This is a genomic window from Hassallia byssoidea VB512170 (genome assembly GCF_000817785.2).
Lineage (GTDB): Bacteria > Cyanobacteriota > Cyanobacteriia > Cyanobacteriales > Nostocaceae > Hassallia > Hassallia carrinoi.
Genome location: NZ_JTCM02000034.1, coordinates 1 through 26,883, shown reverse-complemented (window position 1 = coordinate 26,883; position 26,883 = coordinate 1). Strand labels below are relative to the sequence as shown.

Here is a 26,883-nt window from a genome sequence, read left to right as displayed (position 1 = left end):
AAAAATTGATTAAGCTCTGATAATTTCATTTATCCAACTTGCATCTTTGTTTTATTGAGACATAATTGACGGCAAATACATTGGATAAAATTGCTCTGAAATAGCAGAAAATCAAATAAACAATGAAATACAAGATAAAAATATTCGGCAAATATATAAATTATTGGTTGTGGGAACTAAAAATATTTTTATAAAAAAATCAAACACTATCTATTATAGCAGAGACTGCCATGATAACTTTGATGGTTGGTTTATTCACCTGCTTAGGAGCAATCTTAATTATCTTATGTATCTCAAATTCTCTTTTGGCAAAAATCAGAAACATACAAGCGGTTAATCAGATAAACACCAACAATGTAAGTAAAAACATCCCGCTAGATAGTAAGAAAAACGAGTGCGAAGTTATTAACAGCAACAAGCAAATATTGTTTCAAACAGATAATTGGGGTAGGTGGACATTTCTCAATCCGGTATGGACAGAAATAACTGGATTTACAATTGCAGAAAGTATTGGTACGAGTTTTTTAAATTATATTCATCCAGAAGACCGCCAACGCAACTTAGAATTATTTGAAATTATTAAGATACAGCAAATAAAAGACTACGTATATGAAACTCGTTACATAAGCAAAGATGGTGATTGTCGTTGGTTAGAAGTTGATATCGAAATTACATTTGATAGTGAAAGTCAAATTGTCAGTACTTTTGGCTTCTTAAAAGATATTAGTTCTCGCAAACAAGATATAAATGCTTTGCTTTCAGCAGAAGATGCACTTGAAACAGTGATTAAAGAAAAGTATACACCCGAATTGCAAAGGGAAATTAGCGAACGCAAGCGTGTACAAAAAGAATTAGAAAAATCCCTTTCTTTGCAACAAGCAACACTAGAATCCACCGCCGATGGTATTTTAGTGGTGGATAATAAAGGTAATATTACAGGTTTTAATCAAAAGTTTGTGCAAATGTGGTGTATTCCAGACTCGTTGATGGTGTCAGGAAATTACAGAAAAGCTCTGAAAATGGCGATAAAAGAGTTACAAGACTCCAGACAGTATCTTGCCACAGTCAGAGAATTATACCTTAACCCAGACGCACAAATTTATGATGCGATCGCCTTCAAAGATGGCAGAGTATTTGAGCGTTATTCGCAACCGCAGCGTATAGCAGGCAAAATCGTCGGCAGAGTTTGGAGTTTTCGTGATGTCACCGCTCACAAATTAGCAGAAGCCAAAATTCGTCATCAAGCTTTGCATGACCTTTTGACTGATTTACCTAACCGAGTACTATTCAATGAAAGGCTTTCTGAGTCATTGGCACAAGCGCGTGAAAAAAAAGAAAAACTAGCTGTGTGCTTTTTGGATTTAGACCGCTTCAAAACTATTAATGATACACTAGGTCATGCCCTTGGCGATAAATTGTTGCAAAGTGTGGCTCAACGTCTCACCAAATATCTGCGTTCAAGTGACTTTATTGCGCGTTGGGGAGGTGATGAATTCACCTTACTTTTCCCGGAAATTAATGATGCTAAAGAAGCAGCTTATATTGTCCAACATATATTGGCAGCATTAAAACCAGAATTTGATATAGAAAATCATCATTTGCATATCAGCGCTAGTATTGGAATTGCGCTGTATCCGATGCATGGAGAAGACGGAGAAACCTTAATTAAAAATGCCGATGCAGCATTATCTCGCGTTAAGTCACAAGGACGAAATAATTATCAGTTTTATCACTCAGCTATAAATTCTCAAGCATCCGAATTATTAAGTTTAGAAAATAGCTTGCATTATGCTTTAGAGCGGGAAGAATTTATAGTTTATTATCAACCGCAAATTAACATCAGTACAGGTGAAATAATCAAGATGGAAGCCTTGCTGCGTTGGCAACACCCAAAACTAGGTTTAATTTATCCAGAAAAATTTATTCCACTTGCCGAAGAAACTGGACTGATTGTCACAATTGGTGAATGGGTTCTCAAAACTGCCTGCGCTCAAAATAAAGCTTGGCAAGATACTCTTGGTCTACCATCATTATCTATAGCCGTTAATCTATCTGCACGGCAATTTCAGCAATCTAATTTAGTTAAGTTAGTAACGCAGATATTATTAGAAACTCAATTGAATCCTAAATATTTAGAGTTAGAAATTACCGAAAGTATTGCAATGCATAATGCTGAATTTACAAAAGCAATTTTGAATGAAATAAATAATATGGGTGTTTATATATCCATAGATGATTTTGGCACTGGATATTGTTCTTTCAATTATTTAAAAAAATTTCCCATTCACGCTTTAAAAATTGACAAATCTTTTGTGCGCGATTTGACTAAGAATAGTAATGATGCCGCAATAATAACTGCGATAATCGCTTTGGCACATGGACTGAATCTTGCAGTTGTTGGCGAAGGAGTGGAAACTGAAGAACAACGTAATTTATTACGAATTTTAGAATGTGAATTAATGCAAGGATATTTTTTCAGTCGTCCTGTATTAGCTGAAGATGCTACGAAACTATTACGAAAAAGCAAATCTCGCCGATTAAGTGCCTCTCGTTTAGTTGCATGAGATTAGAGAGTTATACCATTTATATATAAAGATGCGCCTAATTAGCCCACCTTCGTGGGCTTTGTTTGTAGAGCCAGCGGCTTCCAGCCTGAGGGCGATAAAGGGCAACCTCACATAGAATTGGTATTAGGAGTTAGCAATTTTGAATCGCTCTTGAGATTTCAGTAAGGCAGTCAACAGCCAAGAGCCAATGATCAACAATTAAGAATTTTGGACTGTGGAATTTATAAACATTATTTCAGTATATTTACAGTAGTATATTGAAAAATAATCTTGTTATAAGTTAAATGAAAGCTATATTAAAATTAAAAATCAGTAACATGCTAAAGCTTGAAGATGGCGGATATTTTTATCAAGGACTGGCAAAAGTCAAACTAAACGGTAAATGGAGTTTTATTAACAAAACAGGAAAATTAATATGTCAAGCTCAGTTTGATGAAGTTCGTGATTTTTCAGGAGGATTAGCAGCAGTAAATATTGGAGGTTCTGACGCACAAAAGTGGGGGTTTATTAATAAAACAGGACAACTAATAGCGAAACCTCAGTTTGACGGTATTGATAACTTTTGTGAAGGTTTTGCAGCCGTAAACATTGGAGGATACGAAACAGGAAAATGGGGTTTTATTGATCATAATGGTGAATTAGTAGTTCAAGCAAAGTATGATAGAGTTATGAAATTTTCACAAGGGTTAGCAGCCGTAAAATATGATGGAAAGTGGGGTTTTATCAATCAATTAGGTGAAGTAGTTTTATCACCACAATTTGTAGATGTTCAGGATTTTTCTGAAGGATTAGCACCAATTTGTGTCGAGAAAGATATTGACAATAAAGGAAAATGGGGATTTATTAATCACAAGCTAGAAAATGTCATTTCTCCATCTAATAAATTTAGAGGAGTAAGACCATTTCAACAAGGACTAGCACCTATTGAAACGGGTTTTCAGGAATATGGTTATATTGATAAATCTGGAAATATAGTAATACCACCTATTTTTAGTTTTACCAGAAACTTTGTTGAAGATTTAGCAATAGTAGGGTACACAAGAAAAATCAATGGTCAGTTATTAGGAACTTTTGGAGAAGATGATTATGGAGACCGGAGCTTAATTTTCTACGAACGACCTCAGTCAGTTACAAATACTATTCAACAAAAGGCTATTATTAATAAAAAAGGCGATATAGTTAAAACTTATGAATATAATTGGGAAAAAGTTGACGATTTCAAAGAAGGAATGGCTGTATTATGCGTTAAAGATGGATATTCATATAAATATGGTTTTGTAAACAAATTAGGAAATTGTATAATTCCTTGTAAATTTAGTTATGCTCTTTACTTCTCCGAAGGTTTGGCAGCAGTTAATACATCACGCAATTTTAATGATACCCCTAAATGGAAGTATATAGATAAAGTAGGAAATGTTGTTATTAATGTTGAAGCATCTCAAGCCTCCCCTTTTAGAGAAGGATTAGCAGTGATAAAGTGTAAAGATACAACTAATAGTTCCTATAATTATGCATACTTTATTGATAAAACAGGCAAGAATGTCTTTGAATAGAAAACTAAATCTATTTGATTCACCCTTTTTCGTCTTCTGAAGTGCCAGATGACGGATTTTTTTCAATATTTGAGGATTAAGGATTTGTAGTCGCCATGTTTATTTTTTACTTTTTCTTATAAAAATATACAGTTACTATTGATAAAAATGCGAAAAAAACGATTGTGATACTTGTCAAGTCGAAATATTGAATTCCCTATATTTTGAATCTTATATTCTGTACCTTGTAGTGTCTTAAACAACAATATCTAACTAATTAAAAATAATTTTTTAAATTTGATTGAAGCTTGAATAAAAATTTTCATAATTACTACTAATGTTAATATCAATGTTGTAAGTTAGCAGTATCCACTTCTGAATTGCAAGTCTCATCAGATTTTCTGCCTCTTCAATATTCATTGGATTTGTAGGTGGTTGATTATTTGGTAGTATTCCGTGCCGTGCAGCATCTCCTGAAACTTGAGGATGATTTGCTGTATGTTTAAATAATTGCAATTTATTTTTAGATGCAATTTGTTTGAAATTAAACTCTAAACCTGTTTCAATTATTTCGTATATTCGATACAAATTAACCCAATCTTGAAGTGGAGATCCCTTTCCCATTAAAAATAATATTTGATAAAAGTATTTATTGTCTTGTGCTATTAGGATACATTTATTAATGTCGTCTACATTTGAATTTGTTACATTTTTTTTGAGACTTGTTTGTAACATGTTATTAGAAAAGGTTGGAATATCAATTGTTGAGTTATAAGACTTTAATTTATTAAAGTCTCCCGTGATTGTACGTTCATATAAATCACGTATTTGAAGCGGATGTCTCGTCATCTTACTAAAATAGCAAGCTCCATTCAAAAGTAAAAGTAATTTTTCCCCTCGATTTGATACTTCATTAGACTTCTCCAAATCATTTAAGTGTTTGGAAGAAAAATAATATTTTTCCGATGGATGATGTTGCTGATTTTTAAGAATAATTATTTCATCTCCATTGAGATTACTTAATAGGGAATATAGGTCATTGTTATACCCAGGAATACATACATCGAATAACCATCTAAACATAAAATATTTCTTGACGCTGATATCTAATTAGTAGCAATGCTATCAAAACAGTAAAATGTGATTAACAAATCCGGACACTTAGCTAAGTTTGCTATTAAAATTACAGTAAAACAGTCAATAGTCATTAGTCAAGGTAATATATTTAGACTCTATACTTCTAACTTTGGACTATTGACCTTTTACTCATTAAAAGTAATCTACCCGTGCATCTAAACCGCGCGATCGCAAATCTCTAGAAAGCTGTTCTGCTTGGGTGCGATCGCTAAATGCTCCCGCATTCACATAATTACCCAATCTCGATTCAGCAGGGAAAGCGTTAGGTACATATTGACGCACTATGTTGAGGGTATTGTTATTGGAAATTGGCACCACTACCACATAGCGATTACTGTTAGGACGATTCGCTACCGGCGAACCATTCAACCCTAATACTTGCCAAGTTTGCGAATCGACAACCCCAGTCGGATTGAGTCGATAATATTGCTGGAATGCAATTACAGACGATCTGGTGTATTCGCTGAAATAACCGTCAGGATAGCCATTAAAGTAACCTAACTGCGCTAAACGCTCTTGGAGCGCTCTAACATTATCTCCCCTGTCACCTACAGAGATATAATTTTTGTTGGGTTGATTTTGATTAGCATATCTATCTTCCCAGGCTCTACGTACAGCTTCGAGTATTTGAATGTCGGCAATTCCATCAGCATAAAGCCTATAATCTTGTTGGAATCGACGCAAAGCATCTATGGTAACAGGACCTACATTACCAGTTGGATTGGTGTTAAAATAACCGAGATCGCGCAAACGCTGTTGCAGTTCTCTGATTTGCTCAGTAGAGATACTGACTCCTGGTGGAGTCGGTTCTTGAGAAGTTCTCAGTAATGCGTCCCAAGTTTGGCGATTTGCCACACCATTAGCAGGTAAACCGGCATTGCGTTGAAATGCAATTAGAGCATTTCTGGTAATCGATCCAAAGCGACCGGTGGGATTAGTATTAAAATAACCCGCCTGTTGCAATAACTGTTGTAGTCTGGTTACGGCTGGACCACTGCTATTTTCAGAGAGAACAGGATATTCATCATTTTCACCTTCACCACGACTGATGAGTATTGCTTCTATTGCTTGTTTGGTTCTAGAACCGACAACACCATCACCACGCAATCCAGAAGCTTGTTGGAATCTAATCACTGCTTGCTGAGTATCTAAACCAAAGTAACCACTAACTGGACCGTAAAAGTAACCTAGTTGGCGTAAATTTTGTTGCAGTCTGGAGACGCTAGCACCGCGACTACCTTGCCGCAAGTCGCCGGTGACTGTACCTCCAGGGTTTCTCGCTTGACATGCTTGTTGCAGCGATCGCTCAGTGCTGATACCCACAATTCCATCAGCAGGTAGTCTATTCGCTCGCTGAAACCCGATTACAGCCTTCTGAGTCAAGGAAGCAAACTTACCCGTCACAGGACCCTTAAAGTAGCCTAACTTTTTCAAACAACTTTGGGTATTTCTGACATCACTACCGCTACTTCCTAACTTCTGAAGTGCCATAGCTTGTCCAGCTATACTTAAAATACCCATAGTTAGCGCTACAGACAAAAAACGCATCGCGGCAACGCTCTTGAAGTTTCTCCAATTATTAAAAAATTTAAAATTCACGCCCAGAGGAACAACCTCGATGCTTTTAGATGCCTCGTGGGTTGAGACTACACCAAAATTACCAATGGTTTCCATAATTTTTCCAAGTTTTCGGGTTATAAAAATTTTTGTTACAGTATTTACCTTGCACGCTAACCTACGTTGTTGATGTCAGTTGACAAGTTTATGTCTGTATGCTGGCGACTGTTGGCTACAACAGTCAATCATCTACAAATGGTTTTGTAGTGATTAACAACACACCGATAGAGTTGCTTTCCGGTAAGGTTGCAATTTTTTTTGCTATTAGAATACCATGTATAACAAAAACTTTAAAACCACTTAATTGCACCTTGGTTAAAAAGTTATTTCTGGCAGATTTTAGTTGGTTAATTAAAATTGCCTTTTTGAATCAAGATACTTATTTTATGATAGAATTAAATGCTCTGATTTAGAATCCCGGTTTATTGATGAAACCGGGATTCTGGTTCGTTTTTTGCTTGGTGCGATCGCTTGTTTGTTAGACAAGATTGGATAACGAACCGCAGAGAAGCCAGCGCGTTGCGGAGCCAGTGCGTTGGGGAGGCAGTGCGTTGGTAAGGCAGCGCGGTCATGTTCGTTACCCCCATGAGCGACTGCCGCAAGGGTTTCCCGGCTTGAAGCACCTGCCGTCGGCTCTGCCGACAGTCACGCATCTGGCGTTGGGGTTCCCCCCGTTGTAGCGACTGGCGCGACGCAGAGTTCACAGAGAAAAAAGGGTTGCGTGCAGTTTTTCCGTAAGTCCTAACTTTTATTCATGAACGAGGTTCACAAAAAAGCGTGAAACCTCCTCTTTCCTACTTTCTACTCCCCACTTTCCACTCCCTTCATTGTTGCGTTGGTTGGGAATTATCTTGAGCGTCAACTTTTTGAGTATTACCTGCTTTTACCCAACCTTCTTTATCACTACCTTCAAGACGAATTTTTTGCCAGACTTTATCTGCGCTTTCTTCCAAAACGACAATTTTTTGATTAAAACCAACTCCACCAACACGTTCAGCATCCTGTTTTGCTTCTGCTCGCAAAATCAAGCCTTGAGACCAACTAACAATAGCAGGGTAAGCTCCTGGTGGCAATGGCTTTTTTGATTCAGTAGTATCGGGTGATAAAGTGGGAGTGGAATTTGGCTTGGGAGTTTGGGCTTCAACAGGGGTAGGGGTGAGTGCGGGTGATGCTCCTGGAGTTTTGGGAGCTTGTGCTTTTATCTCCGGTGAATCATTAGCAAAAATCGGTTTAGCAGGAGCTATGGCAGTTCGATTCATAAAATACAGCGCAATTGCAACGCCACCACCAATTAAAACAACGATCGCCAAGAAAATCCCAAGTATATACTTTAGTACGTTAGAAATTATCATATTTAGAACCTTTGCACCATAGAAGTTAAGAGTTAAGGGTTAAAGTGAAAAATTATAACTCATAACTCTTAACTCATCACTCCTGACTTATTATTGCAGTTGTCGTTGAATGCGATCGCTCAAGGGATTGTGTTTCGATGCCAAACGCGCTCTCCCCGATGCTGCCCATTCTTGCAGTTTTTGAATTTGCTCCACAGCGGTTCGCGCTAAGGGTATAATCTGACTGGCTGCTTCAAGAATATCGTCGGTAGTAAAGTCCCGATTTTGGCTAAAGCCGATATGCATCGCTTCCACTAAAGTTTGCTCAATCTCCGCACCAGAAAAATCCGGCGTTTCGTAAGCTAGCCTGTCTATGTCATAACTTTTCAAGTTATGCGGGCGCAGTCGGGATAAATGAACGTTAAAAATTGCTTTTCTTTCTTCTTGGCTGGGTAAACCAACAAAGAAAATCTCATCAAATCGCCCTTTCCGCAGCATTTCCGGTGGTAGCGCTTGAATGTCGTTCGCGGTAGAAACAACAAACACAGGTGAGGTTTTCTCGGCTAACCAGGTAATAAATGTGCCAAAGACGCGGCTAGTGGTTCCCGCATCACCTTTGCTACCAAGCCCGGAAAACGCTTTGTCTATTTCATCTATCCACAAAATGCATGGCGCGAGAGCTTCAGCAACTTGTATCATTTGGCGCGTGCGAGATTCAGATTCACCCACCAAACCACCAAATAACCGTCCGACATCCAAACGTAATAAAGGTAAATGCCAGTGATGTGCGATCGCTTTTGCCGTTAATGATTTACCAGTTCCTTGAATCCCCACCAACATTAAACCACGCGGGTGCGGTAATCCGTACTGACGCGCTCTATCAGTAAAAGAACCACCCCGACGCAGCAGCCAATCTTTCAGGTTATCCAATCCGCCAATATCAGATATTTGCTCAGTAGCGGGGTAAAAGTCCAAAATTTGCGTTTGGCGAATAGTTTGCCGCTTCTCCTCCAAAACCAAATCTACATCTTCTGGTTGCAACTCGCCATGAGTAGCGATCGCTCTAGCCAAAACCCGGCGAATTCTTTCCATCGAAAGCCCTTGACAAGAGCGCACCAAGTCATCTAAAACTTTACCAGAAAGTGAATTACCACCAGTCGCCATCAACAAACGTTCTATCTCTCCTTTGATTTCTGGAGCCGCCGGCAAAGGAAACTCCAAAACCGTCAAAACTTCAGTTAAATCGTCCGGGATGGCGATTTTCGGCGACAATAAGACGATATTTTTCGGTTGAGACTTGAGAAGACGGGCAAGATTGCGGAGTTTGCGAGCGATCGCCACATCTTCTAAAAAGCGATGATAATCTCTTAAAATCAACACCGCCGGCGCAGAAGCCGATAACTTCTCGATAAACTCCAAAGCTTGCAGCGGGTTGCGACGACCAAACCCCGCATCATTCGGATTGCCTTGGTAGCCATCCACAAAATCCCAAGTATACACCGGACGATTGCCCTGATTTGCCGCTTCTTCCCGAATCGCTGCTTCTACCCGTTCCTCCTCATAAGTAGGAATGTAGATTAAAGGATAACGAGCGCGTAGCAGCAGTTTAAACTCTTCACGGAAGGTCATGAACTTACTCCTATCAATCCTTATAAGAATACTCGTTGAAAACCCTTGAAGATGTGGCACGTCATAGTGCCACATCTGTACTTTAGGCAAGGGATGAAAGTTACGCCTTTGTGATGCAATGCCCTCTAATTAACTCTTCTAAATACTCGCTAGCGCTAACTTTTTGTTTTACAGCTAATTCTTGCACCGAGTACCATGCATCGTCTGTTAACCAAATCGTATGTTTTCTTTTTGGTTGGTCATACAAAACCGGAATATTTCTAACCCTTTTTTTTCCTTTTCCTGTTGCCATATATAGAATCAACTGCTATACTAACACTTTAGCACAGGTAGAATATCCGCTAGCACATGACTATACAAATCTGGAGTGTCTCCACATGACTGGCTAGAAAACAAAAATGCTAAGAGGTAGGGAAAGTCCTCTTTAAAAACCTAGTCGCTATCTAACCGATTGCGCGTGAACCTAGAAAAGACGAAATTTAATTAACAACATACGGCGTGCCCCGCCGGAATGTAGGGAAAAGAGAGGAACACGTTTTTTAAGGCACTCTCAACAAAGTACCTGAAAGCTTGGGAGCCACTGCGTTGGGCGGGTTTCCCGACTTGAAGCATGTGGCGTGGACAGATGCCCTCTAGGTCTTTCATAAACTGGCTAGACATTTTGTACAGTAGTAGCGGATGTTTAGTTAGGTATTACCCGTGTACCAATCGGCGATTGGGAATAGGGATATGAAGGTTTACGGCTTGCTGGATGAACCAAGAATCTCCGTGGCGTAGCGAAGGAGAGTGTCAAATTGTCACCATTCCTACTAAATCGCGTACCAAACCAATTTGAAACTTAAAAAACTTCTTTAACTTTAAACACTTACACAAAAACTCTTCTTAACCTCTTTCCTTCTCCTTCAAAGACGCCAAGGGCGAACGTGTTCTTCGTGTCTTTGCGGTTCGTTTTTCCACCTCTTGCCTAAGTCCAACTCCCAACACAAAAAACCCTCCCCGTAAGGAGGGTGCGAATTAAAGTTTACAAGTTTAACATATCGATCGCTTGTTCCAAGTGCAACTTCGCCTTATAGATAGAAAGCAGCATCTCCTGGTCAAAACCGCTAGGATAAGCCATCCTTCTGCCCTCCATCGTCATTTTAATCAGTGCTGACTGTTCATCAGTGGGTGTACCCATCTCATCCAAGCATTCCCCGATAGCTTCAAATTTGTTCCAGCTAGGTCTTTTTAATCCCCTAGCCTCTGTGATTTGCTTGATAGCTAACTCAGGAAATGTCATGAGGGAGGTGATGTAGCTGATTTTATAACCTGGGTTGCCTGTTGGTTTAATGCCGTACTTGCGGCATAAATCGCCTAATTCGTTGAGAGTTTTAATTTCGAGTTGCGATCGTGTAAACATAATATTGTCTGCTTCTCAAAGTGGATTTGGTGGCTATCCGCCGTGGAAAGTTGATAGCCACTAATTATTTATATATTGGTTAACCTGCTAATAAGTCAATATTCGTATAGTTTCTTAATGGCTCGAAAAGGCGGAAATCCAGATTTAAAAAATTATGGCTTTTCTCCCTCAGGAGATGAACCTTTAAATAAAATGCTTGCAGTTAAGGTTACAAACTCAATATATCAACGAGTAAAAAGCTTATCCGATCCCTCAGGATTTATGCGTCAAGCTATCCAAGATGCCTTAGACAAATTAGAGCAATCTGAAGATTCTATTGAAAAATAGCGGTTGTTTGCATTCATATGTTTCAAGTATTCTTTACATTTCTAAACCTCATGCCTAACCCTAGAGGCAACCCTGAAAGTTTAAAAAAATATAAATTAACCACTAAAACAGATAAACCTTTAAAAACACAGATTACTCTGAGAATCACCGAAGAAATGCTGGAGAAGTTAAAACAGCTAGATGATTACCCAGAATTTTGTCGTCAAGTCATCCAAGATGCGTTAAACACGTTAGAGCAATCTGAAGACTCGATTGAAAAATAGCGGCTGTTAAATAACCGACATCCTGAACGGTGCGGCGTTGTGCGTACAAAGGCTACCAAAATTAAAATTAAAGTATCCCCATGCCAGCTTAACAAATCAACTTATGACAGAAGGCGATCGCATCAACCGAATGGAAGATCAGCTAATTGACATGCGTTTAGCAGTTAGCGCTCTTCTGGAAACAGTTACCCAGCATCAACGCAATTTTGAAACGATTCAGCGCAATTTTCAGACTATGCAGGGCAATTTTGATACTGTTGTGGCGGAAATTAGAGACATTCGCATAGAAATGCAAGATATGCGAACAGATATGCTGCAAATGCAATCAGAAATTAGAGGTTTACAAACTGAAAATAGCCGCATTCTCGATATATTGCAAAATCGCAACACTGAAGGTGAATCTTGAACCCCACCCAACTTCTCGTTCCCAGTCTCAGACTGGAAATGCTATAAGTGAGGGTTGCTGTCTGACATATCATAGAATCTGTGGAGGCAGCAGCCCTCCAGCAAGGCGTTCCCAGCCAGAGACTAAAACGATAAACGAGAATATGGTGCGTTAACGCAGTAACGCACCCTACAAGCTGGGAACGAGAATAACTAGCCCGCGTACTGCTTCGCAGAAGCCGAAGGCTAGGCGGGCTTCGTTCGTTTAGCCGAGCCAGTGCGTTGCTGCGCCAGTGCCGTGGGCGGGTTTCCCGACTTGAGGCATCTGGCGTCCGGCTTTGCCGACTTGAAGCACCTGGTGTCCAGGCTTCGGTGGCTGCGGGCGTGGGAATGTGCGAACCTATCCCGGAAGCTCTTTCTTCAAAGCCTCTAACCCAGCCCAGCGCCGATCTACTGGTTTTTCCGAGCTACTAGCAGTACTTGGAATAATACCCGGACAGTTCTTATCGCACAACTGACGCTGAGGTATTGCTAAACACATTTGCTCGTACAGCCATTCACTAGGATAAAAATATCCCTCTGGCGATAAAGTTTCTAGCAAATCCTCCATAGGTACTTCTCGCTCTAAAGGCAAGTCTTCTGTTTCATTAGCGGATTCATCTAACCAAATAATTTCTTTTGTATCAAGCAGCACTCGATGATTGTAGTTTTGCAAGCAGCGGTTACAGGTACAGGTAATAATTGCTTCTGCTTGACCGGACACTTGCAGGTAATTTCCTAGATGCTGGACGCGGATGTTACCGCGAACTGGTGTCAACGTTTCTAAACCGGGCAGAAATTCTTTAACCTGAATCTCCTCTGTCCGCTCCGGGGCTTTAGTTAGCTGCGGAATGTAAATCGCGTCCATAGGATTGTGAGACATCAAGAACGAAAAGTTATCATTATCAGCATTTGTGCTGATTTTACATTATTTAGTTTAGCTTTTACTATATGCGCGTGCGATCGCAACTATTTACGGTTTTCCGAAATTTATTATTAAAGACGCGATGTTTTTCGCGTCCAATCAAAAATCAATCATGAGTTTAATAAACCACAGCCAAGATTTGGAAATAAAATTATTCCAAACGAGCTGGACGCACCACAAGCAAACGATGCGGTTCTTTGCCTCGGCTGTAGGTTTCCAAATCACTAAAATCCTGAAAAAAAGTGTGGATTTGACGACGTTCGGCGGAACTTAAAGATTTAATTTCCACTTCTCTACCAGTAGCACGCGCTTCTTCAGCCGCAGATAAAGCCAAATGACGAATTTCCGCTTGTCTTTTGACGCGGTAGCCGTTCAACTCGATTGTGTACGAGGCTTGCCGATCCTCTGATTGGTTCAAGTTGAGGACGGAGTTAGCTAAATACTGAATCGCGTCTAGTACTGAGCCATCAGTGCCAATTAAGATCCGAATTTGTTCTGGTGTTAAATTGCTTTCATCAATTGTCAACCAGTAGTTATCAAGTTCTTGAAACTCCCCATCCTGACCTTGAGTGGTTTCTATTCCACCCTGAATCTCAGCATTTACACCAGTTATGTGCAGCAGTGTTTTTAACCACTGCTGACCGCGTTGCATTGGTTCTGCTGCTTTCATCAACCTGTAGCCTTTTTCTTAGAACTTTTTGGCTCAAAGGGCAGCGCTTTTTGTCCGGCGCTTTCTTCCTGTTTTTTCTCAGATTCTACGATTTTTTGTAGTTCCTCTGGTAGCGGTTCGCGGGAAAGTATATAGGTTTGCAATGTCTGGAAAATATTACCAATCACCATATACATCAGCACCCCGGCAGGCAGAGGAAAGAATAAAAACATCCCAGAAAAGATAACTGGAGTGATTTTATTTACCGTGTCTTGCTGCGGGTTGCCACCACTGGAATTTTGCCCAGAAAGCATTTGGCTAACATAAAGGCTGATTCCAAAGAATACGATCATAGCGACGATATCCCAGTGGACTGTGCCATCTGGATCGGTTGCGCCTACTCTGCCTAAGGCATCAATGAATAGAAATCCTTTATTTGCCGCTAGTCCGGGAATCGTTCCTTGAATGGTGACATCTCCCGGCTGTAAGGCTTCTACGTTGCCTTCAGCATCAATTTTTATCCTATCTTCACCTTTAGTTATTTTCCATTCCGGAACTAACTTAGTTTGCGGGTGTTCTGCTGTAACTGCCTCAAATGGCTTGCCCTCAAGAGTTTGATATTGTATCTTGGTGTGTTCTCCCACCGATAATTTGTTACCAGCCGGCAGTATGGCAGTTACTTTGACGTGTTCGCCATCGGCTACGTAAATGTTTTGGGGAGGAGTGGCAAAGGCTTGAGGTTGAATTCTTTCTACTTGATCGGCAGGAAGGATTTGCAAGTTAACGTTATAGTTCGCACCTGCAAAAGGTGAACCCCTCAAAGTAGCAAACAACGCCAATAAAACTGGCATTTGCACTAGCAATGGAAAACATCCTGCTAGTGGGTTGCCAAATTCTTTTTGGACGTTCACCATTTCTTCTTGCTGCTTTTGCGGATCGTCCTTAAAACGCTCTTTGATTTCCGCCATTCGCTTTTGCATCAGAGGTTGTACAATCCGCATTTTCCGCATGTTGCGAATTGAACCAGCACTCAGGGGATAGAGCGCAAAGCGGACTATCAATGTCAAAGCAACGATCGCCAATCCATAACTAGGCACAATTCCATAGAACAAGTCTATGATTGGCAGCATCACGTTGTTCGAGAGAAAGCCGATACCAAAATCCATTATTGTGAATTCAACCTGAGTTACTGTAAATTGACTGAATCTAATTTATCGCTTTTATCGCTCATCATCATAGACGTGCGGCGATATTCCACTACGGATAGCCGCACAAGGGGGGAGATGGGGAGATGGGGGGACAAGGGAGAGGGGGGGATGGGGGGAGGGGGGGACAAGGGAGAAATTTTTCCTTGTCCTCCTTGTCCTCCTTGTCCCCCTTGTCCCCCTTGTCCCCCTTGTCCCCCTTGTCCCCCTTGTCCTCCTTGTCTCCTTGTCTCCCCCTCTCCCCGTTAATTGTTAACAGTGCCAGTAAAGTTAGGATTTTTGGCGGCAATTCTTTCTAAAATGTAGTCGTAGGTTTCCCGAAATTTGGGAACTGCTCGCATTTCCAAGCGACTACCGTTTCTAAGAGTTAGCACCATATCTCCCCACATGCCAATGCCACGGGGAACCTTGACTACTTTGACAATTTCTGAGTATATTACGTCGGTGCGATCGCGTCCTCTCCAACCTCCTGTTAGTGTCACTCGGCGATCGGTGATGCGGTAGCGCAGCCACAATGCTCGGACAATTGCCCCGACTGTCAATGGTAAACCCACAACTGTTAGCCCAATCAGCACGTTTATAATTAAATCCCCGATATGGGGACCACCTTCATAATAAACATCTTCTTTAATACCCATTTAATACCTCAGCTTGTGCCAACAACTGCTCTAATTCTTGCAGAAATTGTTCTCTTACGCACTCTTGTGCGGCTGTTGGTTTGACAATTACTACTAGTCGCCATCCCGGTAATAATTTGGGCAATAATTTATGCAAAGCCGCTGCAATCTGCCTTTTGAGCCGATTGCGAACTACTGCCCGTTTGCTGACTTTGGTGCTAATCGAAATGCCAATGCGGGTGCTGACAGGATTTGCCGAATCAGTCGGTTGTGTAGTTGTCGCGGCAACATCCTCATAAGGCACTCTTGAAGATGACGGTCGTAAGGCTCTCAATGTTAAATAAGAACCATGACGACGAGTTCCTTCTCGGAAGACTGCCTGGAAATCTTTGCGTGATTTTAGCCGATTTGCTTTAGGTAAAGCCACAGATAAATGCGATCGCCTTCAAATACCCTAAACGCTCAAACGATGACGCCCCTTTTGTCTCCTAGCCCGGATCACGTTTCTTCCATCCGGTGTCCGCATCCTGGCACGAAATCCAGAAGTTCTTTTTCTCTTACGGCTAGTGCCACCCAAAGTTCTCTGCATACTGTTCTCCTCTTAGGCTTCTATCAAAAGTCACAATCTGGTATTTTACCACATAATGGGGATTGTTAGTGGTTAGTTGTTGGTTGTTGGTTGACGGTTAAGAGTTATCCACTAACCACTATCCACTATCCACTAACCACTATCCAGTCCCCTAACTAACGTTGATAATCCAGGTTCCTACGTAACGCAGTAGTGGTACATCGCCTGGGGAGAGTACTTGACAATTAAAGTAAAATGTGCCACCGAAGGCTGGGTTTTGGACGTTAGACAATTCCAAGACAACGTTAGTACCTGCGGGAACTGGCTCTTCTGGGAAGATTTCAATTACCCGTCCTTCTTTATCCCACTTCACCTCAGATACGGCAACTTTTTTGTTATTGACGAGTACGTTAATTTTTTTGGGGTCAAAAGTCCCTTTGTAATAATTTGGATAGTTAACGACGAATTGAGCCACTGCCAATTTCATCTTTTTGGCGGGAATTCTCAGATTATAGCGATCCCATCCATTTGTTTGACCGCCAAAATCTAACCGGAAAGGCAGCTGGTTTTTGCCTTCAATCCCGCTAAAGAGTGTAAATCCAGGTAAGCTCTGTGCCAAGGTGACGGCTGGCAGCCCAGTCACCAAACAGCCAGTCACGGCTAAAGCCGAAAGTAAACGTCGCATTGTTAGGCTCCTCTGACAGATATAAGTCTTTTATCTAAATAACTGGGCGTTATTGTTCTTAACTAAACTTTACTACTGACTTGATGACAATGGACGTTAATTGGCAACCAAAAGTGCCGGAACAAGAAACGTCAACTGCCGGAAAATCAAAATATCACAGTAAGCTGCTTCACTTGATATATAAAGACTTTTCCGGGTTATTTCGGAGATTGTCATGTTTGATTTCGCTTATGCTTGGTTGCTCAAAGCGAGTCATTACGAGTTGAGTTTGAATTCTATGGAAAACACGCTCTCTTAAGTTGATTGTGTTTCTAAATATGTAGAAGTGTGTCTAAAATAAAGAAGTTTGTGATAAAAGTTGATTGACTAAGAGAGCGATCGCCTGTTGATTTGCGCTAAATTCATGGTTGATAAACTTTACTGCAAGCTGGAAGGATTCAGATTTTTCAGGAGAATAAGCAAGTTAAGAGAATATAATGAATCTTCCACAATGTAAAGAAAAAATACAAAAATTTTTCAATGCCTAAAAGAAGTTGAAGACAAAGATGCAAAATTAAGGGTTCAACATAGGATGTGCAGTATGTAGCTATGAATGCAATTGCCTGAAATGATGACATCTGCGATTCCCCAAGTGCAAAGGCTCCTTCCTATGCTTGACAATAGCTGATAGCCTGAACACACTTGCTATCTCCTGCGCTAAATCCGGAAATTGGCAAAACTTTGCACATCTTGCAGACAATAGGTATTTCTTTCAAGGAGATTTCATGAAAATAGCGGTTGCTAAAGAAATAGAAGTTTGTGAACGTCGTGTAGCATTAATTCCCGATACCGTAGCCCGATTGGTAAAACAAGGCTTGGAAATATGGGTAGAAGCGGGTGCGGGTGAGCGAGCATTTTTCGCTGATAGCGCTTATGAAGCAGCAGGAGCGAAAATTATCGCGGATAGTGCGACTTTATGGGGTGAAGCAGATATTTTGCTTAAGGTAAGTCCACCGCAAGAGCGAGAAGATGGACGTTCAGAAGTTGATTTACTTCATGAGGGAGCTGTATTAATTAGCTTTCTCAATCCTTTAGGAAACCCGGTAGTAGCGCAGCAACTAGCAAATCGCAAAGTCACAGCTTTGAGTATGGAGATGATCCCCCGTACTACCAGGGCACAAAGCATGGATGCTTTATCTTCGCAAGCGTCAATCGCGGGATATAAAGCGGTATTAATTGGTGCAGCGGCGTTACCAAAATACTTCCCAATGCTGACGACAGCAGCAGGTACGATCGCACCGGCGAAAGTATTTATTATGGGGGCAGGTGTAGCAGGATTGCAAGCGATCGCCACCGCTAGACGTTTGGGATCGGTTGTCGAAGCTTTTGATATTCGTCCTGCGGTGAAAGAAGAAGTGCAAAGCTTAGGCGCGAAATTCGTCGAAGTCAAACTCGAAGAAGAAACCGTTGCCGCTGGTGGTTACGCTAAAGAAATTTCCGAAGCTAGCAAACAGCGCACCCAAGAAGTTGTCACCGAACACGTCAAAAACGCGGATATCGTCATTACTACCGCTCAAGTTCCAGGGAAAAAAGCACCGCTACTGGTAACTGAAGAAATGGTAGCGCAAATGAAACCAGGTTCAGTAATTGTCGATATCGCTGCCGAACAAGGTGGTAATTGTGCTTGCACCGATCCCGGCAAAGATATTGTCTGGAATGGCGTTACTATCATCGGTCCGATTAATCTACCATCATCAATGCCAGTCCACGCCAGCCAATTGTACGCGAAAAATGTTACATCTTTGATGCAATTGCTGATTAAAGACAAAGCATTACAGGTGAACTTTGCTGACGACATCGTTGATGCAGCTTGTATTACCCACGCAGGCGAAATTCGTAACTCACGGGTGCAAGATGCGCTACAAGCTTTTAGCAGTGTTCGGTAATAGGTAATGGGTAATAGGTAATGGGGAGAAAGAACAATTACCAATTACCAATTACCCATTACCAATTCTCAATTCGCAATTCGCAATTCGCAATTCGCAAACGGAGTTTTTCATTGATGACAGAAGCATTAATTGCAGCTTTATTTGTATTCGTTCTCGCATCATTTACCGGCTTTGAAATCATCAACAAAATACCGCCAACGCTACACACACCCTTAATGTCAGGCTCAAATGCTATTTCGGGAATTGCGGTACTTGGGGCAATTGTGGCTAGTGGTGCGAGAGAGACGAATCTTTCGGTAATTCTCGGTTTGATTGCTGTGGTATTGGCAATGGTTAACGTGGTGGGTGGTTTCCTCGTCACCGATCGCATGTTGCAAATGTTCAAGAAAAAGGCAAATGGTTAGTGGTTAGTGGTTAGTAGATAGTGGTTAGCAACCAACAACTATCAACTATCAACCAACAACTATCAACTATCAACCAACAACTATCAACTATCAACCAACAACGAACTACCACTGATTATGAGCGATTTTCTTCCAACTGGGATTCAGCTTGTGTACTTGGTTGCTGCATCCTTATTTATTCTCGGTTTGAAAAAGCTGGGTTCACCTGCGACAGCGCGGAATGGTAATGTGATTGCAGCGGTGGGTATGTTGCTGGCGATTGTGGCAACGCTGCTGGATCGGCATGTGTTGAACTATGAGATGATTTTGTTAGGTTTGGCGATCGGCTCGGTAATTGGGGCGATCGTTGCTTACAAAGTCCAAATGACGGAAATGCCCCAAATGGTGGGTTTACTCAACGGTTTGGGTGGTGCGGCTTCTGCCCTGGTTGCTGTTGCGGAATTTTGGCGGTTGTTGCAACACGGTGAAGCAATACCCCTAGATGTCAACATCTCGATGCTGGCAGATGTGTTGATTGGTGGTGTGACTTTCACCGGTAGTTTTCTCGCATTTGCCAAATTGCAAGGTTTAATTAGCGGTTCTCCAATTACGTTTCCGTTGCAGCAACCGTTTAACCTTTTGCTTCTGGGTGCTTATATAGCAGGCAGTGCTTATTTAATTGTCTCACCCTACAACCTACCTGTATTCTTGGCAGTAGTTGCCGTTTCTCTGGTGCTGGGTGTGATGTTTGTCATCCCCATTGGTGGCGGTGATATGCCTGTGGTAATTTCCCTGTTAAACTCGTTATCGGGGATCGCTGCGGCTGCTGCGGGTTTCGTGGTGATGAACAATATGTTAATCATCGCTGGTGCTTTGGTGGGAGCATCTGGTTTAATCCTTACTGAGATTATGTGTAAGGCAATGAACCGCTCTTTATTTAGTGTGCTTTTCAGTGCTTTTGGTTCAGCGTCTGCGTCTGGTGGTGGTGCTGGTGGTGGTAGTGCGATCGACCAAACTGTCCGCAGCATCGATCCGGAAGAAGGCGCGATGATGTTGGGTTATGCTCGTTCTGTGGTAATTGTACCTGGATATGGGATGGCGGTTGCTCAAGCACAGCATAGCGTGCGCGAATTGGCAGATCAACTTGAGCGCATGGGTGTTGATGTTAAGTATGCGATTCACCCGGTTGCTGGGAGAATGCCGGGACATATGAATGTGTTGTTAGCTGAGGCGAATGTGCCTTATACTCAGCTTCACGACATGGAGGATATTAATCCTCAGTTTGAGCAAGCGGATGTGGCTTTAGTAATTGGGGCAAATGATGTAGTAAATCCGGCAGCGCGGAGTGATGCAAATAGCCCGATTTATGGTATGCCGATTTTAGAAGTGGATCGGGCAAAGCAGACGATTGTGATTAAGCGCGGTATGAGTACGGGTTTTGCCGGTGTAGATAATGAGTTGTTCTACAAGGATAAGACTACGATGCTGTTTGGTAGCGCTAAGGATATGGTGGCGAAGTTGGTTTCTGAGGTGAAGCAACTGTAAACGAACCGCAGAGGCGCAGAGAGCGCAGAGTGTAGAGACGCGACCGGTCGCGTCTCTACTTTTTTGAGGGTGTTAAGCTATCCCACTTTTCTACTGTTGGCTTGTACAACCAATAATCTAGCTTGACATCATCAACAAACCCTCTAAGTTCAGGATCGGGCCAAATGTGAAGCCGATCCTCACATCCAACCTCTCTTGCGGCTGTTTCAATGTCATTCCATTGCCTTTTAAAGCATTCTGCCCATGACTTTTTATGCCTTATAGAATCTGTAAAATCCAAACCTGCCGCTATCATACGTTTTCCATTACTTCCGCGAGCATTAATAGGCTCCCAAAATATAACTTCTGGATTGATACACATTATTTTTTCTAAATGTCTTTTGAAATCATCTAAAGTCATATTCGGAGGAGTAGGAGCAACTGCAACATACATCCTACACCCAGCTTTATGACCTGTCAGCATTGCTTTATAACGTTGTGAAGGAGGAGGAGCTTGAGGTTCAATCTGGCGACTGAGTTCATCATTTAGGTATGGTAAACTCATGCCAACGATCACGTTGGTACGATTAAGAATATCAATATCATTTACCCATAACAGACCACGAGTAAGAATCCGGACTTTTTTGTTATATCTCGATAAAGCTTCAACAACACCCCGCGTAACATTTGCAGTCTGTTTAGTTTGATACGGGTCAGTGCCAGAACAGACTAATACTACACCTTTTCCTGGTGGTGTTTCACGCCAAGTCCTTTTACGACTAAGGATTTTTTCTAGTTGCTCAGGTATCTCTTCTCTAACAAATAAATACTGTCCCCAATCCATTTGAGGATCGCTTACTCCTTTTGAATGCAATTGTGCTTGCTTTGTCCTAATTGCAGGCGTTGAGGGTACATAACAGAATGTACATCCATGCAAACACCCTGACGCTACATTAACCACATAGTCACATAGCCCTTTTTTGTTAAGAGCGCTCTGTTGCAGAGGATTAACAATTTTTTCAACGCCTTTAACAATAGACATAGCACACACTTTTATTTATATAGTTTATTATTAGTATTACAATCCTCACATCCTTAGTTTAGTTATTAAGATATGATAATAAAAATTAAAAAAGTGAAAGCTGTTTATATTTAGTTAATTTGATTATATCACTTTTTCGTAAATCAACTTTACGCCCTTTTACAATTTCACCTTTTCTCCAAATCTCTATTTCTTTTTCATTTCTAAGGAGATTTATATAATTTGTATAATGTTCTTTACTCGCTGGATTACGTTCCATAGTTTGATGACAAAGCTCACGGAAAATAATTCCGTCTTGATTGTTACGTATAATTCTGCCTAAATGTATATCTAATTTTTCCAAACAGAAATATTCGCTATTTTGGGTAACATCAAATTTTAATTCCAGTTGGTTGTCTTCATAAAAATCTGCTGTTCTGAACCCATGCCCATACAATTCAAAATAATATTGATAATCTAAGTTATTTTCTTGCCAAAAACTTTCTTTTATTACTTCTAAAGCCGTAAGCTTTTGAGAAAGATGCATTAAATAATATAAAACGCTAACATCCCCTCTAGGAATCATTGAAAAAGTAAATACATATTTAGCTTTACCTTTATCTCTAAATAATCTCATAGATTCATTTCTGAGATAACATTGACCTCCAATTCTATCAAAAGTATTAAAGTTGTCAAATTGATAGTATTCTTCTGCATCTAGAATTCTGTTAAATGTATCCTTATCTTTTCCATCCCGATCGCAAACAAATCTTTTAATATAATCAATCATATATGTATATAGTATTTCGGTTCGTTTTAAATCATTAATTTTTCTAATACTTTGCATTGAAACGTCAGTCCATCCAAAGGGGTCTAAAAAAAAGAATGAGTGTCCTTTACGAAGATCGATTTTGAATATAACTTCATTTACAAGGTTCTCAAATTCGCCACAGATAAATTCACATTCTTCTACTAAATTTCCAACTTCACCTTTAAATTTATGTGGTTGCCCATTAACTAACTCGCCAAAACCAGCCTTTGGCATGGAATAATTTTTAAGGCAAGCTAAATGGTCTCGCTTATTATCTATAAAAATAAATTTAACATTTAAATCATATTCGCGTTTTGATTTTTTATAGCCTGCGCGAATAGCTTCTATAATTCTAAGAGGTGAGCCTTTCCACTCACTTTTATTATCCCGATCACAATACATACCACCTCCACAAAATCCATCAACAAAAGTAAACGTTGTTTCTCCACGTCTACCTTTGCTATAAAGTGTGTAAATAAGATTTTCAAGATAAGTTTCGAGAATTTGATGTTTGGCCTTGGTATGAGGATTTATATCAGGAATATGGCTTCCATCAGCACTCCAATTTGCTTGTGATTTGCTCACGTTGATTGTCTCCAGAGTAATATTCAATACTAATATAAAATAAGTAGATTGAAAAGCGATCGCACGCGCCAAGTTCTCTCAAAAAGGTGACCGCCTAAAAAATCTCTAAGCGATCGCCCTCTTCCTCCTTTGCGTCTTTGCGCCTTTGCGTGAGACAAAAAAGCGTAGGCAAAGCCCAACCCAGGCATTACTAGGTTAATTTTCTAAATTTCTTGCCATTCTCTAGCATCAATAAAAATAGATAGATGTTTTTTATTGCTTGTGGCAATAATAACCTCATGCCCATAATTAGGGACTAAAATAGATTGAGATGCCAAAATTACATCACCATCTAAAGCTTTATTATCTGCTGTAGATTTACCTTGATTTCTGACTTCAGCCCATAACTCTGCTGCTTTCAACATCACCTCTGTTGTAATAGGAAGATAGATAATTTCTGACTTGAGTTGATTAAGTTTTCTAATTCCTGATAATTTATTTGCCCTTAACAATTCCCGTCTAATTTCATAATCTATAATTTCTGGAAAAATTACTTAATATCCTCTCTCAAAGAGCATATAAAACCATTCTTGACATTGCACAGCTAGAGGCGTTGCTTTTGGATTAGTAATTAATCCCACAGGTGCAGAATCTAAGATAATAACCTTACTCATCCGATTTTAAATAGAAATGCCTTTCATAGATTCAATAATTTCTAAAGTTGTTTGTTGTTCTTGTTGTTCATCTAACTCATTCCATGAATCGAATAATTTTTTCATGTTTTTTTTCCTTTTTTGTTGTTTAACGGGATCGCTATGATTAATTTCATTGATAGCATTTTGCCAGTGATTTAATGATGTCTTCATCGTCACACTTTGACGAAATAAACGTACAAATTGCAGTAATTCTGGTAAATATTCTTCTGGAGTTTGCTCAATCTCTAATAATAAATCAGCGCGGGGTGTAGTTGATGATTGTGCTGTGATAGGTTGATTATTGTTCATAAGTACCTTCCAAGTACATAGTTTAATAACACGAGTAGATATTAATTGGTTTTAGGATTGGTAGTTATATTATATTTTAGCTTGAATGGCTATTTTAGTTTCCTAATAAAGTCCCGACGCTTGCATGGTATCGAATAGATCAAGAATTGGTTCCCGATCGAGGTAAATATTATCAATTAAGCGATCGCCTAAAAAATCTCTATTAAGCGATCGCCAAGTGACTCGCTTGTTTTGTATCGAGCCTTTTGTTACACTCCCCATAAAGCATCGCCCCGATTTGCTGCTTAAGTACGATATTCTGGGATTACCAAGCGTCTACACCTGACAATGCCTTTATAAAATCAGGGAACTCAAACAAATGTTACGGCAAGCGAATTTTACACAAATCCCAGGTAAAGGAAGTCATACAAACTGGATACATCCTTTATATGTGGGAAAACTCACGGTTTCTGGTAAAGACAGTTCAGACGCTAAACGCTATCAAGAGAAAGACGTTCAACAAGCAATTCAAGAAGTAGAAGAAAAACAGCAGGGGAATCAGGAAGATGAGCAAATTTAAATATCAAATGCTGATTCAATGGTCTGATGAAGACAACTGTTTCTTAGTCGGATTTCCCGATTTCCCCGGACAGCCTTTTCGGACGCATGGTGATACCTATGAGTCAGCTGTTGCAAATGGTGCTGAAGCATTGGAGTCACTGATAATGGCTTATGAAGCCACCGGTGAAGCACTTCCAAAACCGACCGTTTTAATGGTGGCTTAAAGTTTATCGTGTGCGATCGCCTTACCAATTTATTTCAAAAAGGCGATACTCCGTAGGAGTCACTTTGCGATCGCCTAACACCAAACATACTTTACTCAACCGTTATAAATTGCTGAAATTCTCCCAGCGAACTAACAGTAACGGCTCTTTCTAAAAGCTGTTTTAATAACGATAAATCCTCAATATTATTTATCGATTCTGTTAATTCTGTAGGGACTTCTCCGAAGCGCGATCGCAAAACAATAATCACCGACTCCCGCGCATTTTGTCTAGTTCCCTTCTCCATTCCTCTTAATTCCATATTGCTCAGTAATGGCATAGTTCTTTCCTCTTCGTAACGATTTAATCTTTGCTCAAAGCTTTGTGCTAACTCTCGCGGTAATGTCATCATTCTGTCAATTACCTGAAAGAGTTTGATAATCTCTCCGCGTTCATAACCTTTCTCATACAATCCGCGAACAATATTCCATTTCCAACGTTCTCTTTCCTGAGGTTTACCTGTGGTAGATTTAGTTTTCAAATGTGCCATTACTATGATGGCAAAAGGATTATCGCTTTGTTCTAAATTTTCCCATGCGGGTTCGTAATCTAATAATTTGATGATGGGAAATTTTAGATTAACTTCACACCCACCGAATGCATAACCATAGGATGAGGGACGCCAGTTTAAACGCTCATCGCCTAAAATGGCTAAACTAATTACGGGTCGTTGGTAAAGGTCAAACGCCCGGTAATTATAAATATACATCCGTTTGCTAAAGTCAGATTCTTCTTGACTTTGCACTTCAGTATGAATTAACACCCATACTTCTTGATTATCGCGCAGCCAAACCTGAAATAACTTATCAGCATAGCGCGAACCGACATCAGATGATGCGGTGATTTGTTGTAATTCTTTATCAAGTGACTGTGGCGGTTTGCTCCAGTCTATTAAATCATGAACTTGCGGGAAAAAGAAGCCACAGAATGGCTGAAAATAATCGCTTATCGCTTCTTTCCACGGTTCATCATAGTTAGCATTTGGCTCGTTCATGCTCGTTTTGAAATGCGTATTTACCCGTATGTCAGATGTATTAAAGGTATTTCGCGTGTGATGCGATACTCCTGCGGAGTCACTTCTCTACTATCCGGCTTCGCCAACGTGAACGCCTACCATTACAAAAGCTAAGGGACACGAAATTATCGTGTCCCTCAAAACATATATTTAACGCTAATAAATTAGCGTCGCTTGGGGGTGCGTCGTGTTTCGCGTTTTTCTTGTTCTCGCAAACGGCGATCGCGCCATTCGGAAACCGTTAAATAACCAACACCGCCAGTTAGTGCCAACAATAGCACCAAACCAGATAAAGCCAAAATGCTCAAGAATGGACTTTCCACGATTTTCTTACAGTCCGTTGCGACCCCATACTACCATTGCAATTGACCAAGTGAACACAACCAACAGTGAAACCCAGCCTAATGTCAAAATCTCCATAGTCCTAATTCTTCAACTAATTTACAAAACGTCTCTAATATTTATGATACTGGGAAGTGATGGTTGATTTGAAAAACTCTCACCCACAAAGGTTATTGTCTGGCTCGTGTTTAGCTTATTTGGCATACCACAATTGTGGCGCATTATCAAGATTAGTTTCTTGCTCTAATGACGCGATCGCACTTCCATTCAAATGATGCGCTTTCTGATTTTGAACATAAGTTACGGCTGTGTCGAGTTGCTTACCGCCGAGAGAAAACACACCATACCCCTCAAGACAAGCAAATTTGTTTGCAGAAGTAGATAAAGTATGATTCACATGATGGGCGCTACTACCTTTAATATTTTTGACAAAATCAGCTAGGGATAAACTCGGAGGAATCGAAACTATTAGATGAATATGATCTTCGATACCGCCGATCGCATGGACAATACAAGCTAGGGTTTCACAAACAATAGACAAAAATGGACAGCCTTGTTTACTAGATCCTCGATCCCCCACGACATTTTCGGATGAAGGCTGTCCATTTTTGTCC

The 26,883-nt window shown here is 40.5% G+C and carries 35 protein-coding genes; 11 read left to right on the top strand and 24 right to left on the bottom strand.

What is annotated here, in order from left to right; genetic code table 11:
* The first annotated feature begins 230 nt into the window (after nucleotides 1–230).
* Together PI95_RS16390 and PI95_RS16385 are read left to right on the top strand one after the other, a co-directional pair.
* Nucleotides 231–2,564 (top strand): sensor domain-containing protein, encoded by a 2,334-nt coding sequence (locus PI95_RS16390; RefSeq protein ID WP_163518947.1) that lies wholly within the window; start codon nucleotides 231–233, stop codon nucleotides 2,562–2,564.
* A gap of 287 nt (nucleotides 2,565–2,851) precedes the next feature.
* The gene (locus tag PI95_RS16385; protein WP_039741326.1) at nucleotides 2,852–4,120 is read left to right on the top strand and encodes a WG repeat-containing protein; all 1,269 of its coding nucleotides are present in this window, start codon (nucleotides 2,852–2,854) and stop codon (nucleotides 4,118–4,120) included.
* Between the two features lie 270 nt (nucleotides 4,121–4,390).
* On the opposite strand, the gene PI95_RS16380 is transcribed toward PI95_RS16385, so the two are convergent.
* Nucleotides 4,391–5,182: a hypothetical protein gene (locus PI95_RS16380; RefSeq protein ID WP_039741328.1), complete on the bottom strand. Its 792-nt coding sequence runs from the start codon at nucleotides 5,180–5,182 to the stop codon at nucleotides 4,391–4,393.
* Nucleotides 5,183–5,368: 186 nt separating this feature from the next.
* On the bottom strand, nucleotides 5,369–6,910 hold the full coding sequence (locus PI95_RS16375) for a peptidoglycan-binding domain-containing protein (protein WP_039741329.1): 1,542 nt from the start codon (nucleotides 6,908–6,910) through the stop codon (nucleotides 5,369–5,371).
* Between the two features lie 98 nt (nucleotides 6,911–7,008).
* Between PI95_RS16375 and PI95_RS16370 the strand changes: the two genes are divergently transcribed.
* A complete protein-coding gene (locus PI95_RS16370; RefSeq protein ID WP_039741331.1) occupies nucleotides 7,009–7,266 on the top strand; it encodes a hypothetical protein in 258 nt (85 codons plus the stop codon).
* Nucleotides 7,267–7,275: 9 nt separating this feature from the next.
* Here the strand turns inward: PI95_RS16370 and PI95_RS16365 are convergent, their stop codons facing one another.
* From PI95_RS16365 to PI95_RS16345, 5 genes are all read right to left on the bottom strand, one after another.
* Nucleotides 7,276–7,506 (bottom strand): hypothetical protein, encoded by a 231-nt coding sequence (locus PI95_RS16365; protein WP_163518946.1) that lies wholly within the window; start codon nucleotides 7,504–7,506, stop codon nucleotides 7,276–7,278.
* A gap of 171 nt (nucleotides 7,507–7,677) precedes the next feature.
* On the bottom strand, nucleotides 7,678–8,202 hold the full coding sequence (locus PI95_RS16360) for an SH3 domain-containing protein (RefSeq protein ID WP_039741657.1): 525 nt from the start codon (nucleotides 8,200–8,202) through the stop codon (nucleotides 7,678–7,680).
* 93 nt (nucleotides 8,203–8,295) lie between these two features.
* On the bottom strand, nucleotides 8,296–9,813 hold the full coding sequence (locus PI95_RS16355) for a Ycf46 family AAA ATPase (RefSeq protein ID WP_039741333.1): 1,518 nt from the start codon (nucleotides 9,811–9,813) through the stop codon (nucleotides 8,296–8,298).
* Between the two features lie 100 nt (nucleotides 9,814–9,913).
* A complete protein-coding gene (locus PI95_RS16350; RefSeq protein ID WP_039741335.1) occupies nucleotides 9,914–10,105 on the bottom strand; it encodes a hypothetical protein in 192 nt (63 codons plus the stop codon).
* A 729-nt stretch (nucleotides 10,106–10,834) separates the two neighbouring features.
* Nucleotides 10,835–11,212: a hypothetical protein gene (locus tag PI95_RS16345; RefSeq protein ID WP_039741336.1), complete on the bottom strand. Its 378-nt coding sequence runs from the start codon at nucleotides 11,210–11,212 to the stop codon at nucleotides 10,835–10,837.
* Nucleotides 11,213–11,329: 117 nt separating this feature from the next.
* Here PI95_RS16345 and PI95_RS16340 point away from each other — a divergent pair, with 117 nt between their 5' ends.
* From PI95_RS16340 to PI95_RS16330, 3 genes are all read left to right on the top strand, one after another.
* On the top strand, nucleotides 11,330–11,539 hold the full coding sequence (locus tag PI95_RS16340; RefSeq protein WP_039741339.1) for a hypothetical protein: 210 nt from the start codon (nucleotides 11,330–11,332) through the stop codon (nucleotides 11,537–11,539).
* Between the two features lie 50 nt (nucleotides 11,540–11,589).
* The gene (locus PI95_RS16335; protein WP_039741341.1) at nucleotides 11,590–11,802 is read left to right on the top strand and encodes a hypothetical protein; all 213 of its coding nucleotides are present in this window, start codon (nucleotides 11,590–11,592) and stop codon (nucleotides 11,800–11,802) included.
* A gap of 103 nt (nucleotides 11,803–11,905) precedes the next feature.
* Complete coding sequence (locus PI95_RS16330; RefSeq protein WP_039741344.1) at nucleotides 11,906–12,208, top strand: hypothetical protein; 303 nt, start codon at nucleotides 11,906–11,908, stop codon at nucleotides 12,206–12,208.
* 378 nt (nucleotides 12,209–12,586) lie between these two features.
* On the opposite strand, the gene PI95_RS16325 is transcribed toward PI95_RS16330, so the two are convergent.
* From PI95_RS16325 to PI95_RS16290, 8 genes are all read right to left on the bottom strand, one after another.
* Entirely contained in the window at nucleotides 12,587–13,093 is a 507-nt protein-coding gene (locus PI95_RS16325) for a YceD family protein (protein ID WP_039741660.1), read from the bottom strand.
* A 208-nt stretch (nucleotides 13,094–13,301) separates the two neighbouring features.
* The gene (locus PI95_RS16320; protein WP_039741346.1) at nucleotides 13,302–13,820 is read right to left on the bottom strand and encodes a Jag family protein; all 519 of its coding nucleotides are present in this window, start codon (nucleotides 13,818–13,820) and stop codon (nucleotides 13,302–13,304) included.
* Entirely contained in the window at nucleotides 13,820–14,965 is a 1,146-nt protein-coding gene (yidC, locus tag PI95_RS16315; protein ID WP_039741348.1) for a membrane protein insertase YidC, read from the bottom strand. The genes PI95_RS16320 and yidC overlap by 1 nt, the downstream gene beginning before the upstream one ends.
* A 91-nt stretch (nucleotides 14,966–15,056) precedes the next feature.
* A complete protein-coding gene (locus tag PI95_RS16310) occupies nucleotides 15,057–15,293 on the bottom strand; it encodes a hypothetical protein (protein ID WP_163518945.1) in 237 nt (78 codons plus the stop codon).
* Nucleotides 15,250–15,642 carry a PH domain-containing protein gene (locus PI95_RS16305; RefSeq protein ID WP_039741350.1) on the bottom strand — a complete coding sequence of 131 codons (393 nt, stop codon included), beginning with the start codon at nucleotides 15,640–15,642 and terminating at the stop codon, nucleotides 15,250–15,252. Before PI95_RS16305 ends, PI95_RS16310 begins: the two co-directional genes overlap by 44 nt.
* The gene (rnpA, locus tag PI95_RS16300) at nucleotides 15,632–16,048 is read right to left on the bottom strand and encodes a ribonuclease P protein component (protein WP_039741353.1); all 417 of its coding nucleotides are present in this window, start codon (nucleotides 16,046–16,048) and stop codon (nucleotides 15,632–15,634) included. The genes PI95_RS16305 and rnpA overlap by 11 nt, the downstream gene beginning before the upstream one ends.
* A 27-nt stretch (nucleotides 16,049–16,075) precedes the next feature.
* Nucleotides 16,076–16,210 carry a 50S ribosomal protein L34 gene (rpmH, locus tag PI95_RS16295; RefSeq protein ID WP_163518944.1) on the bottom strand — a complete coding sequence of 45 codons (135 nt, stop codon included), beginning with the start codon at nucleotides 16,208–16,210 and terminating at the stop codon, nucleotides 16,076–16,078.
* 151 nt (nucleotides 16,211–16,361) lie between these two features.
* Complete coding sequence (locus tag PI95_RS16290; RefSeq protein ID WP_039741355.1) at nucleotides 16,362–16,874, bottom strand: DUF2808 domain-containing protein; 513 nt, start codon at nucleotides 16,872–16,874, stop codon at nucleotides 16,362–16,364.
* Nucleotides 16,875–17,638: 764 nt separating this feature from the next.
* Between PI95_RS16290 and PI95_RS16285 the strand changes: the two genes are divergently transcribed.
* The 3 genes from PI95_RS16285 (at nucleotide 17,639) to PI95_RS16275 (ending at nucleotide 20,730) form a co-directional block, all read left to right on the top strand.
* A complete protein-coding gene (locus PI95_RS16285; protein ID WP_039741663.1) occupies nucleotides 17,639–18,799 on the top strand; it encodes a Re/Si-specific NAD(P)(+) transhydrogenase subunit alpha in 1,161 nt (386 codons plus the stop codon).
* Between the two features lie 116 nt (nucleotides 18,800–18,915).
* Nucleotides 18,916–19,206: an NAD(P) transhydrogenase subunit alpha part 2 gene (locus PI95_RS16280; protein WP_039741666.1), complete on the top strand. Its 291-nt coding sequence runs from the start codon at nucleotides 18,916–18,918 to the stop codon at nucleotides 19,204–19,206.
* A 117-nt stretch (nucleotides 19,207–19,323) separates the two neighbouring features.
* Complete coding sequence (locus tag PI95_RS16275; RefSeq protein WP_039741357.1) at nucleotides 19,324–20,730, top strand: NAD(P)(+) transhydrogenase (Re/Si-specific) subunit beta; 1,407 nt, start codon at nucleotides 19,324–19,326, stop codon at nucleotides 20,728–20,730.
* A 55-nt stretch (nucleotides 20,731–20,785) separates the two neighbouring features.
* Here the strand turns inward: PI95_RS16275 and PI95_RS16270 are convergent, their stop codons facing one another.
* The 5 genes from PI95_RS16270 to PI95_RS16250 all read right to left on the bottom strand — a co-directional run bounded on the left by PI95_RS16270 (nucleotide 20,786) and on the right by PI95_RS16250 (nucleotide 24,370).
* Nucleotides 20,786–21,751, bottom strand: coding sequence for an SPL family radical SAM protein (locus PI95_RS16270; protein WP_039741359.1), 966 nt, complete (start codon nucleotides 21,749–21,751; stop codon nucleotides 20,786–20,788).
* A gap of 85 nt (nucleotides 21,752–21,836) precedes the next feature.
* Nucleotides 21,837–23,126: a three-Cys-motif partner protein TcmP gene (tcmP, locus tag PI95_RS16265; RefSeq protein WP_163518943.1), complete on the bottom strand. Its 1,290-nt coding sequence runs from the start codon at nucleotides 23,124–23,126 to the stop codon at nucleotides 21,837–21,839.
* 203 nt (nucleotides 23,127–23,329) lie between these two features.
* Nucleotides 23,330–23,617, bottom strand: coding sequence for a type II toxin-antitoxin system VapC family toxin (locus PI95_RS37180; RefSeq protein ID WP_336507232.1), 288 nt, complete (start codon nucleotides 23,615–23,617; stop codon nucleotides 23,330–23,332).
* A 168-nt stretch (nucleotides 23,618–23,785) separates the two neighbouring features.
* Nucleotides 23,786–24,109, bottom strand: a complete 324-nt coding sequence (locus PI95_RS16255; protein ID WP_039741365.1) for a hypothetical protein — start codon at nucleotides 24,107–24,109, stop codon at nucleotides 23,786–23,788.
* 102 nt (nucleotides 24,110–24,211) lie between these two features.
* A complete protein-coding gene (locus tag PI95_RS16250) occupies nucleotides 24,212–24,370 on the bottom strand; it encodes a hypothetical protein (RefSeq protein ID WP_163518942.1) in 159 nt (52 codons plus the stop codon).
* A 79-nt stretch (nucleotides 24,371–24,449) separates the two neighbouring features.
* Between PI95_RS16250 and PI95_RS16245 the strand changes: the two genes are divergently transcribed.
* A complete protein-coding gene (locus tag PI95_RS16245; RefSeq protein ID WP_336507236.1) occupies nucleotides 24,450–24,668 on the top strand; it encodes a type II toxin-antitoxin system HicA family toxin in 219 nt (72 codons plus the stop codon).
* Complete coding sequence (locus PI95_RS16240; RefSeq protein ID WP_039741369.1) at nucleotides 24,655–24,873, top strand: type II toxin-antitoxin system HicB family antitoxin; 219 nt, start codon at nucleotides 24,655–24,657, stop codon at nucleotides 24,871–24,873. The genes PI95_RS16245 and PI95_RS16240 overlap by 14 nt, the downstream gene beginning before the upstream one ends.
* A 91-nt stretch (nucleotides 24,874–24,964) precedes the next feature.
* Here PI95_RS16240 and PI95_RS16235 read toward each other — a convergent pair whose 3' ends face one another.
* The 4 genes from PI95_RS16235 to PI95_RS16225 all read right to left on the bottom strand — a co-directional run bounded on the left by PI95_RS16235 (nucleotide 24,965) and on the right by PI95_RS16225 (nucleotide 26,849).
* The gene (locus tag PI95_RS16235) at nucleotides 24,965–25,906 is read right to left on the bottom strand and encodes a hypothetical protein (RefSeq protein ID WP_039741371.1); all 942 of its coding nucleotides are present in this window, start codon (nucleotides 25,904–25,906) and stop codon (nucleotides 24,965–24,967) included.
* 185 nt (nucleotides 25,907–26,091) lie between these two features.
* A complete protein-coding gene (locus tag PI95_RS35255; RefSeq protein ID WP_089125199.1) occupies nucleotides 26,092–26,250 on the bottom strand; it encodes a hypothetical protein in 159 nt (52 codons plus the stop codon).
* A gap of 7 nt (nucleotides 26,251–26,257) precedes the next feature.
* Nucleotides 26,258–26,347, bottom strand: coding sequence for a cytochrome b6-f complex subunit PetN (petN, locus tag PI95_RS16230; protein ID WP_012408302.1), 90 nt, complete (start codon nucleotides 26,345–26,347; stop codon nucleotides 26,258–26,260).
* Between the two features lie 115 nt (nucleotides 26,348–26,462).
* Nucleotides 26,463–26,849 (bottom strand): transposase, encoded by a 387-nt coding sequence (locus PI95_RS16225; RefSeq protein ID WP_336507235.1) that lies wholly within the window; start codon nucleotides 26,847–26,849, stop codon nucleotides 26,463–26,465.
* Nucleotides 26,850–26,883 lie beyond the last annotated feature (34 nt).

Coding starts and splice junctions, on each gene's coding strand:
- PI95_RS16285 (WP_039741663.1), top strand. CDS start 17,639: ATGAAAATAGCGGTTGCTAAAGAAATAGAAGTTTGTGAACGTCGTGTA.
- PI95_RS16385 (WP_039741326.1), top strand. CDS start 2,852: ATGAAAGCTATATTAAAATTAAAAATCAGTAACATGCTAAAGCTTGAA.
- PI95_RS16240 (WP_039741369.1), top strand. CDS start 24,655: ATGAGCAAATTTAAATATCAAATGCTGATTCAATGGTCTGATGAAGAC.
- PI95_RS16280 (WP_039741666.1), top strand. CDS start 18,916: ATGACAGAAGCATTAATTGCAGCTTTATTTGTATTCGTTCTCGCATCA.
- PI95_RS16235 (WP_039741371.1), bottom strand. CDS start 25,906: ATGAACGAGCCAAATGCTAACTATGATGAACCGTGGAAAGAAGCGATA.
- PI95_RS16305 (WP_039741350.1), bottom strand. CDS start 15,642: ATGGGTATTAAAGAAGATGTTTATTATGAAGGTGGTCCCCATATCGGG.
- PI95_RS16370 (WP_039741331.1), top strand. CDS start 7,009: ATGCTGGCGACTGTTGGCTACAACAGTCAATCATCTACAAATGGTTTT.
- petN (WP_012408302.1), bottom strand. CDS start 26,347: ATGGAGATTTTGACATTAGGCTGGGTTTCACTGTTGGTTGTGTTCACT.
- PI95_RS16380 (WP_039741328.1), bottom strand. CDS start 5,182: ATGTTTAGATGGTTATTCGATGTATGTATTCCTGGGTATAACAATGAC.
- PI95_RS16255 (WP_039741365.1), bottom strand. CDS start 24,109: ATGAACAATAATCAACCTATCACAGCACAATCATCAACTACACCCCGC.
- yidC (WP_039741348.1), bottom strand. CDS start 14,965: ATGGATTTTGGTATCGGCTTTCTCTCGAACAACGTGATGCTGCCAATC.
- rpmH (WP_163518944.1), bottom strand. CDS start 16,210: ATGCAGAGAACTTTGGGTGGCACTAGCCGTAAGAGAAAAAGAACTTCT.
- PI95_RS16355 (WP_039741333.1), bottom strand. CDS start 9,813: ATGACCTTCCGTGAAGAGTTTAAACTGCTGCTACGCGCTCGTTATCCT.
- PI95_RS16345 (WP_039741336.1), bottom strand. CDS start 11,212: ATGTTTACACGATCGCAACTCGAAATTAAAACTCTCAACGAATTAGGC.
- PI95_RS16290 (WP_039741355.1), bottom strand. CDS start 16,874: ATGCGACGTTTACTTTCGGCTTTAGCCGTGACTGGCTGTTTGGTGACT.
- PI95_RS16275 (WP_039741357.1), top strand. CDS start 19,324: ATGAGCGATTTTCTTCCAACTGGGATTCAGCTTGTGTACTTGGTTGCT.
- PI95_RS16250 (WP_163518942.1), bottom strand. CDS start 24,370: ATGGGGAGTGTAACAAAAGGCTCGATACAAAACAAGCGAGTCACTTGG.
- PI95_RS16375 (WP_039741329.1), bottom strand. CDS start 6,910: ATGGAAACCATTGGTAATTTTGGTGTAGTCTCAACCCACGAGGCATCT.
- PI95_RS16340 (WP_039741339.1), top strand. CDS start 11,330: ATGGCTCGAAAAGGCGGAAATCCAGATTTAAAAAATTATGGCTTTTCT.
- PI95_RS16320 (WP_039741346.1), bottom strand. CDS start 13,820: ATGAAAGCAGCAGAACCAATGCAACGCGGTCAGCAGTGGTTAAAAACA.
- PI95_RS16325 (WP_039741660.1), bottom strand. CDS start 13,093: ATGGACGCGATTTACATTCCGCAGCTAACTAAAGCCCCGGAGCGGACA.
- PI95_RS16365 (WP_163518946.1), bottom strand. CDS start 7,506: ATGCGTGACTGTCGGCAGAGCCGACGGCAGGTGCTTCAAGCCGGGAAA.
- PI95_RS16270 (WP_039741359.1), bottom strand. CDS start 21,751: ATGTCTATTGTTAAAGGCGTTGAAAAAATTGTTAATCCTCTGCAACAG.
- PI95_RS16330 (WP_039741344.1), top strand. CDS start 11,906: ATGACAGAAGGCGATCGCATCAACCGAATGGAAGATCAGCTAATTGAC.
- PI95_RS16350 (WP_039741335.1), bottom strand. CDS start 10,105: ATGGCAACAGGAAAAGGAAAAAAAAGGGTTAGAAATATTCCGGTTTTG.
- PI95_RS16335 (WP_039741341.1), top strand. CDS start 11,590: ATGCCTAACCCTAGAGGCAACCCTGAAAGTTTAAAAAAATATAAATTA.
- PI95_RS16390 (WP_163518947.1), top strand. CDS start 231: ATGATAACTTTGATGGTTGGTTTATTCACCTGCTTAGGAGCAATCTTA.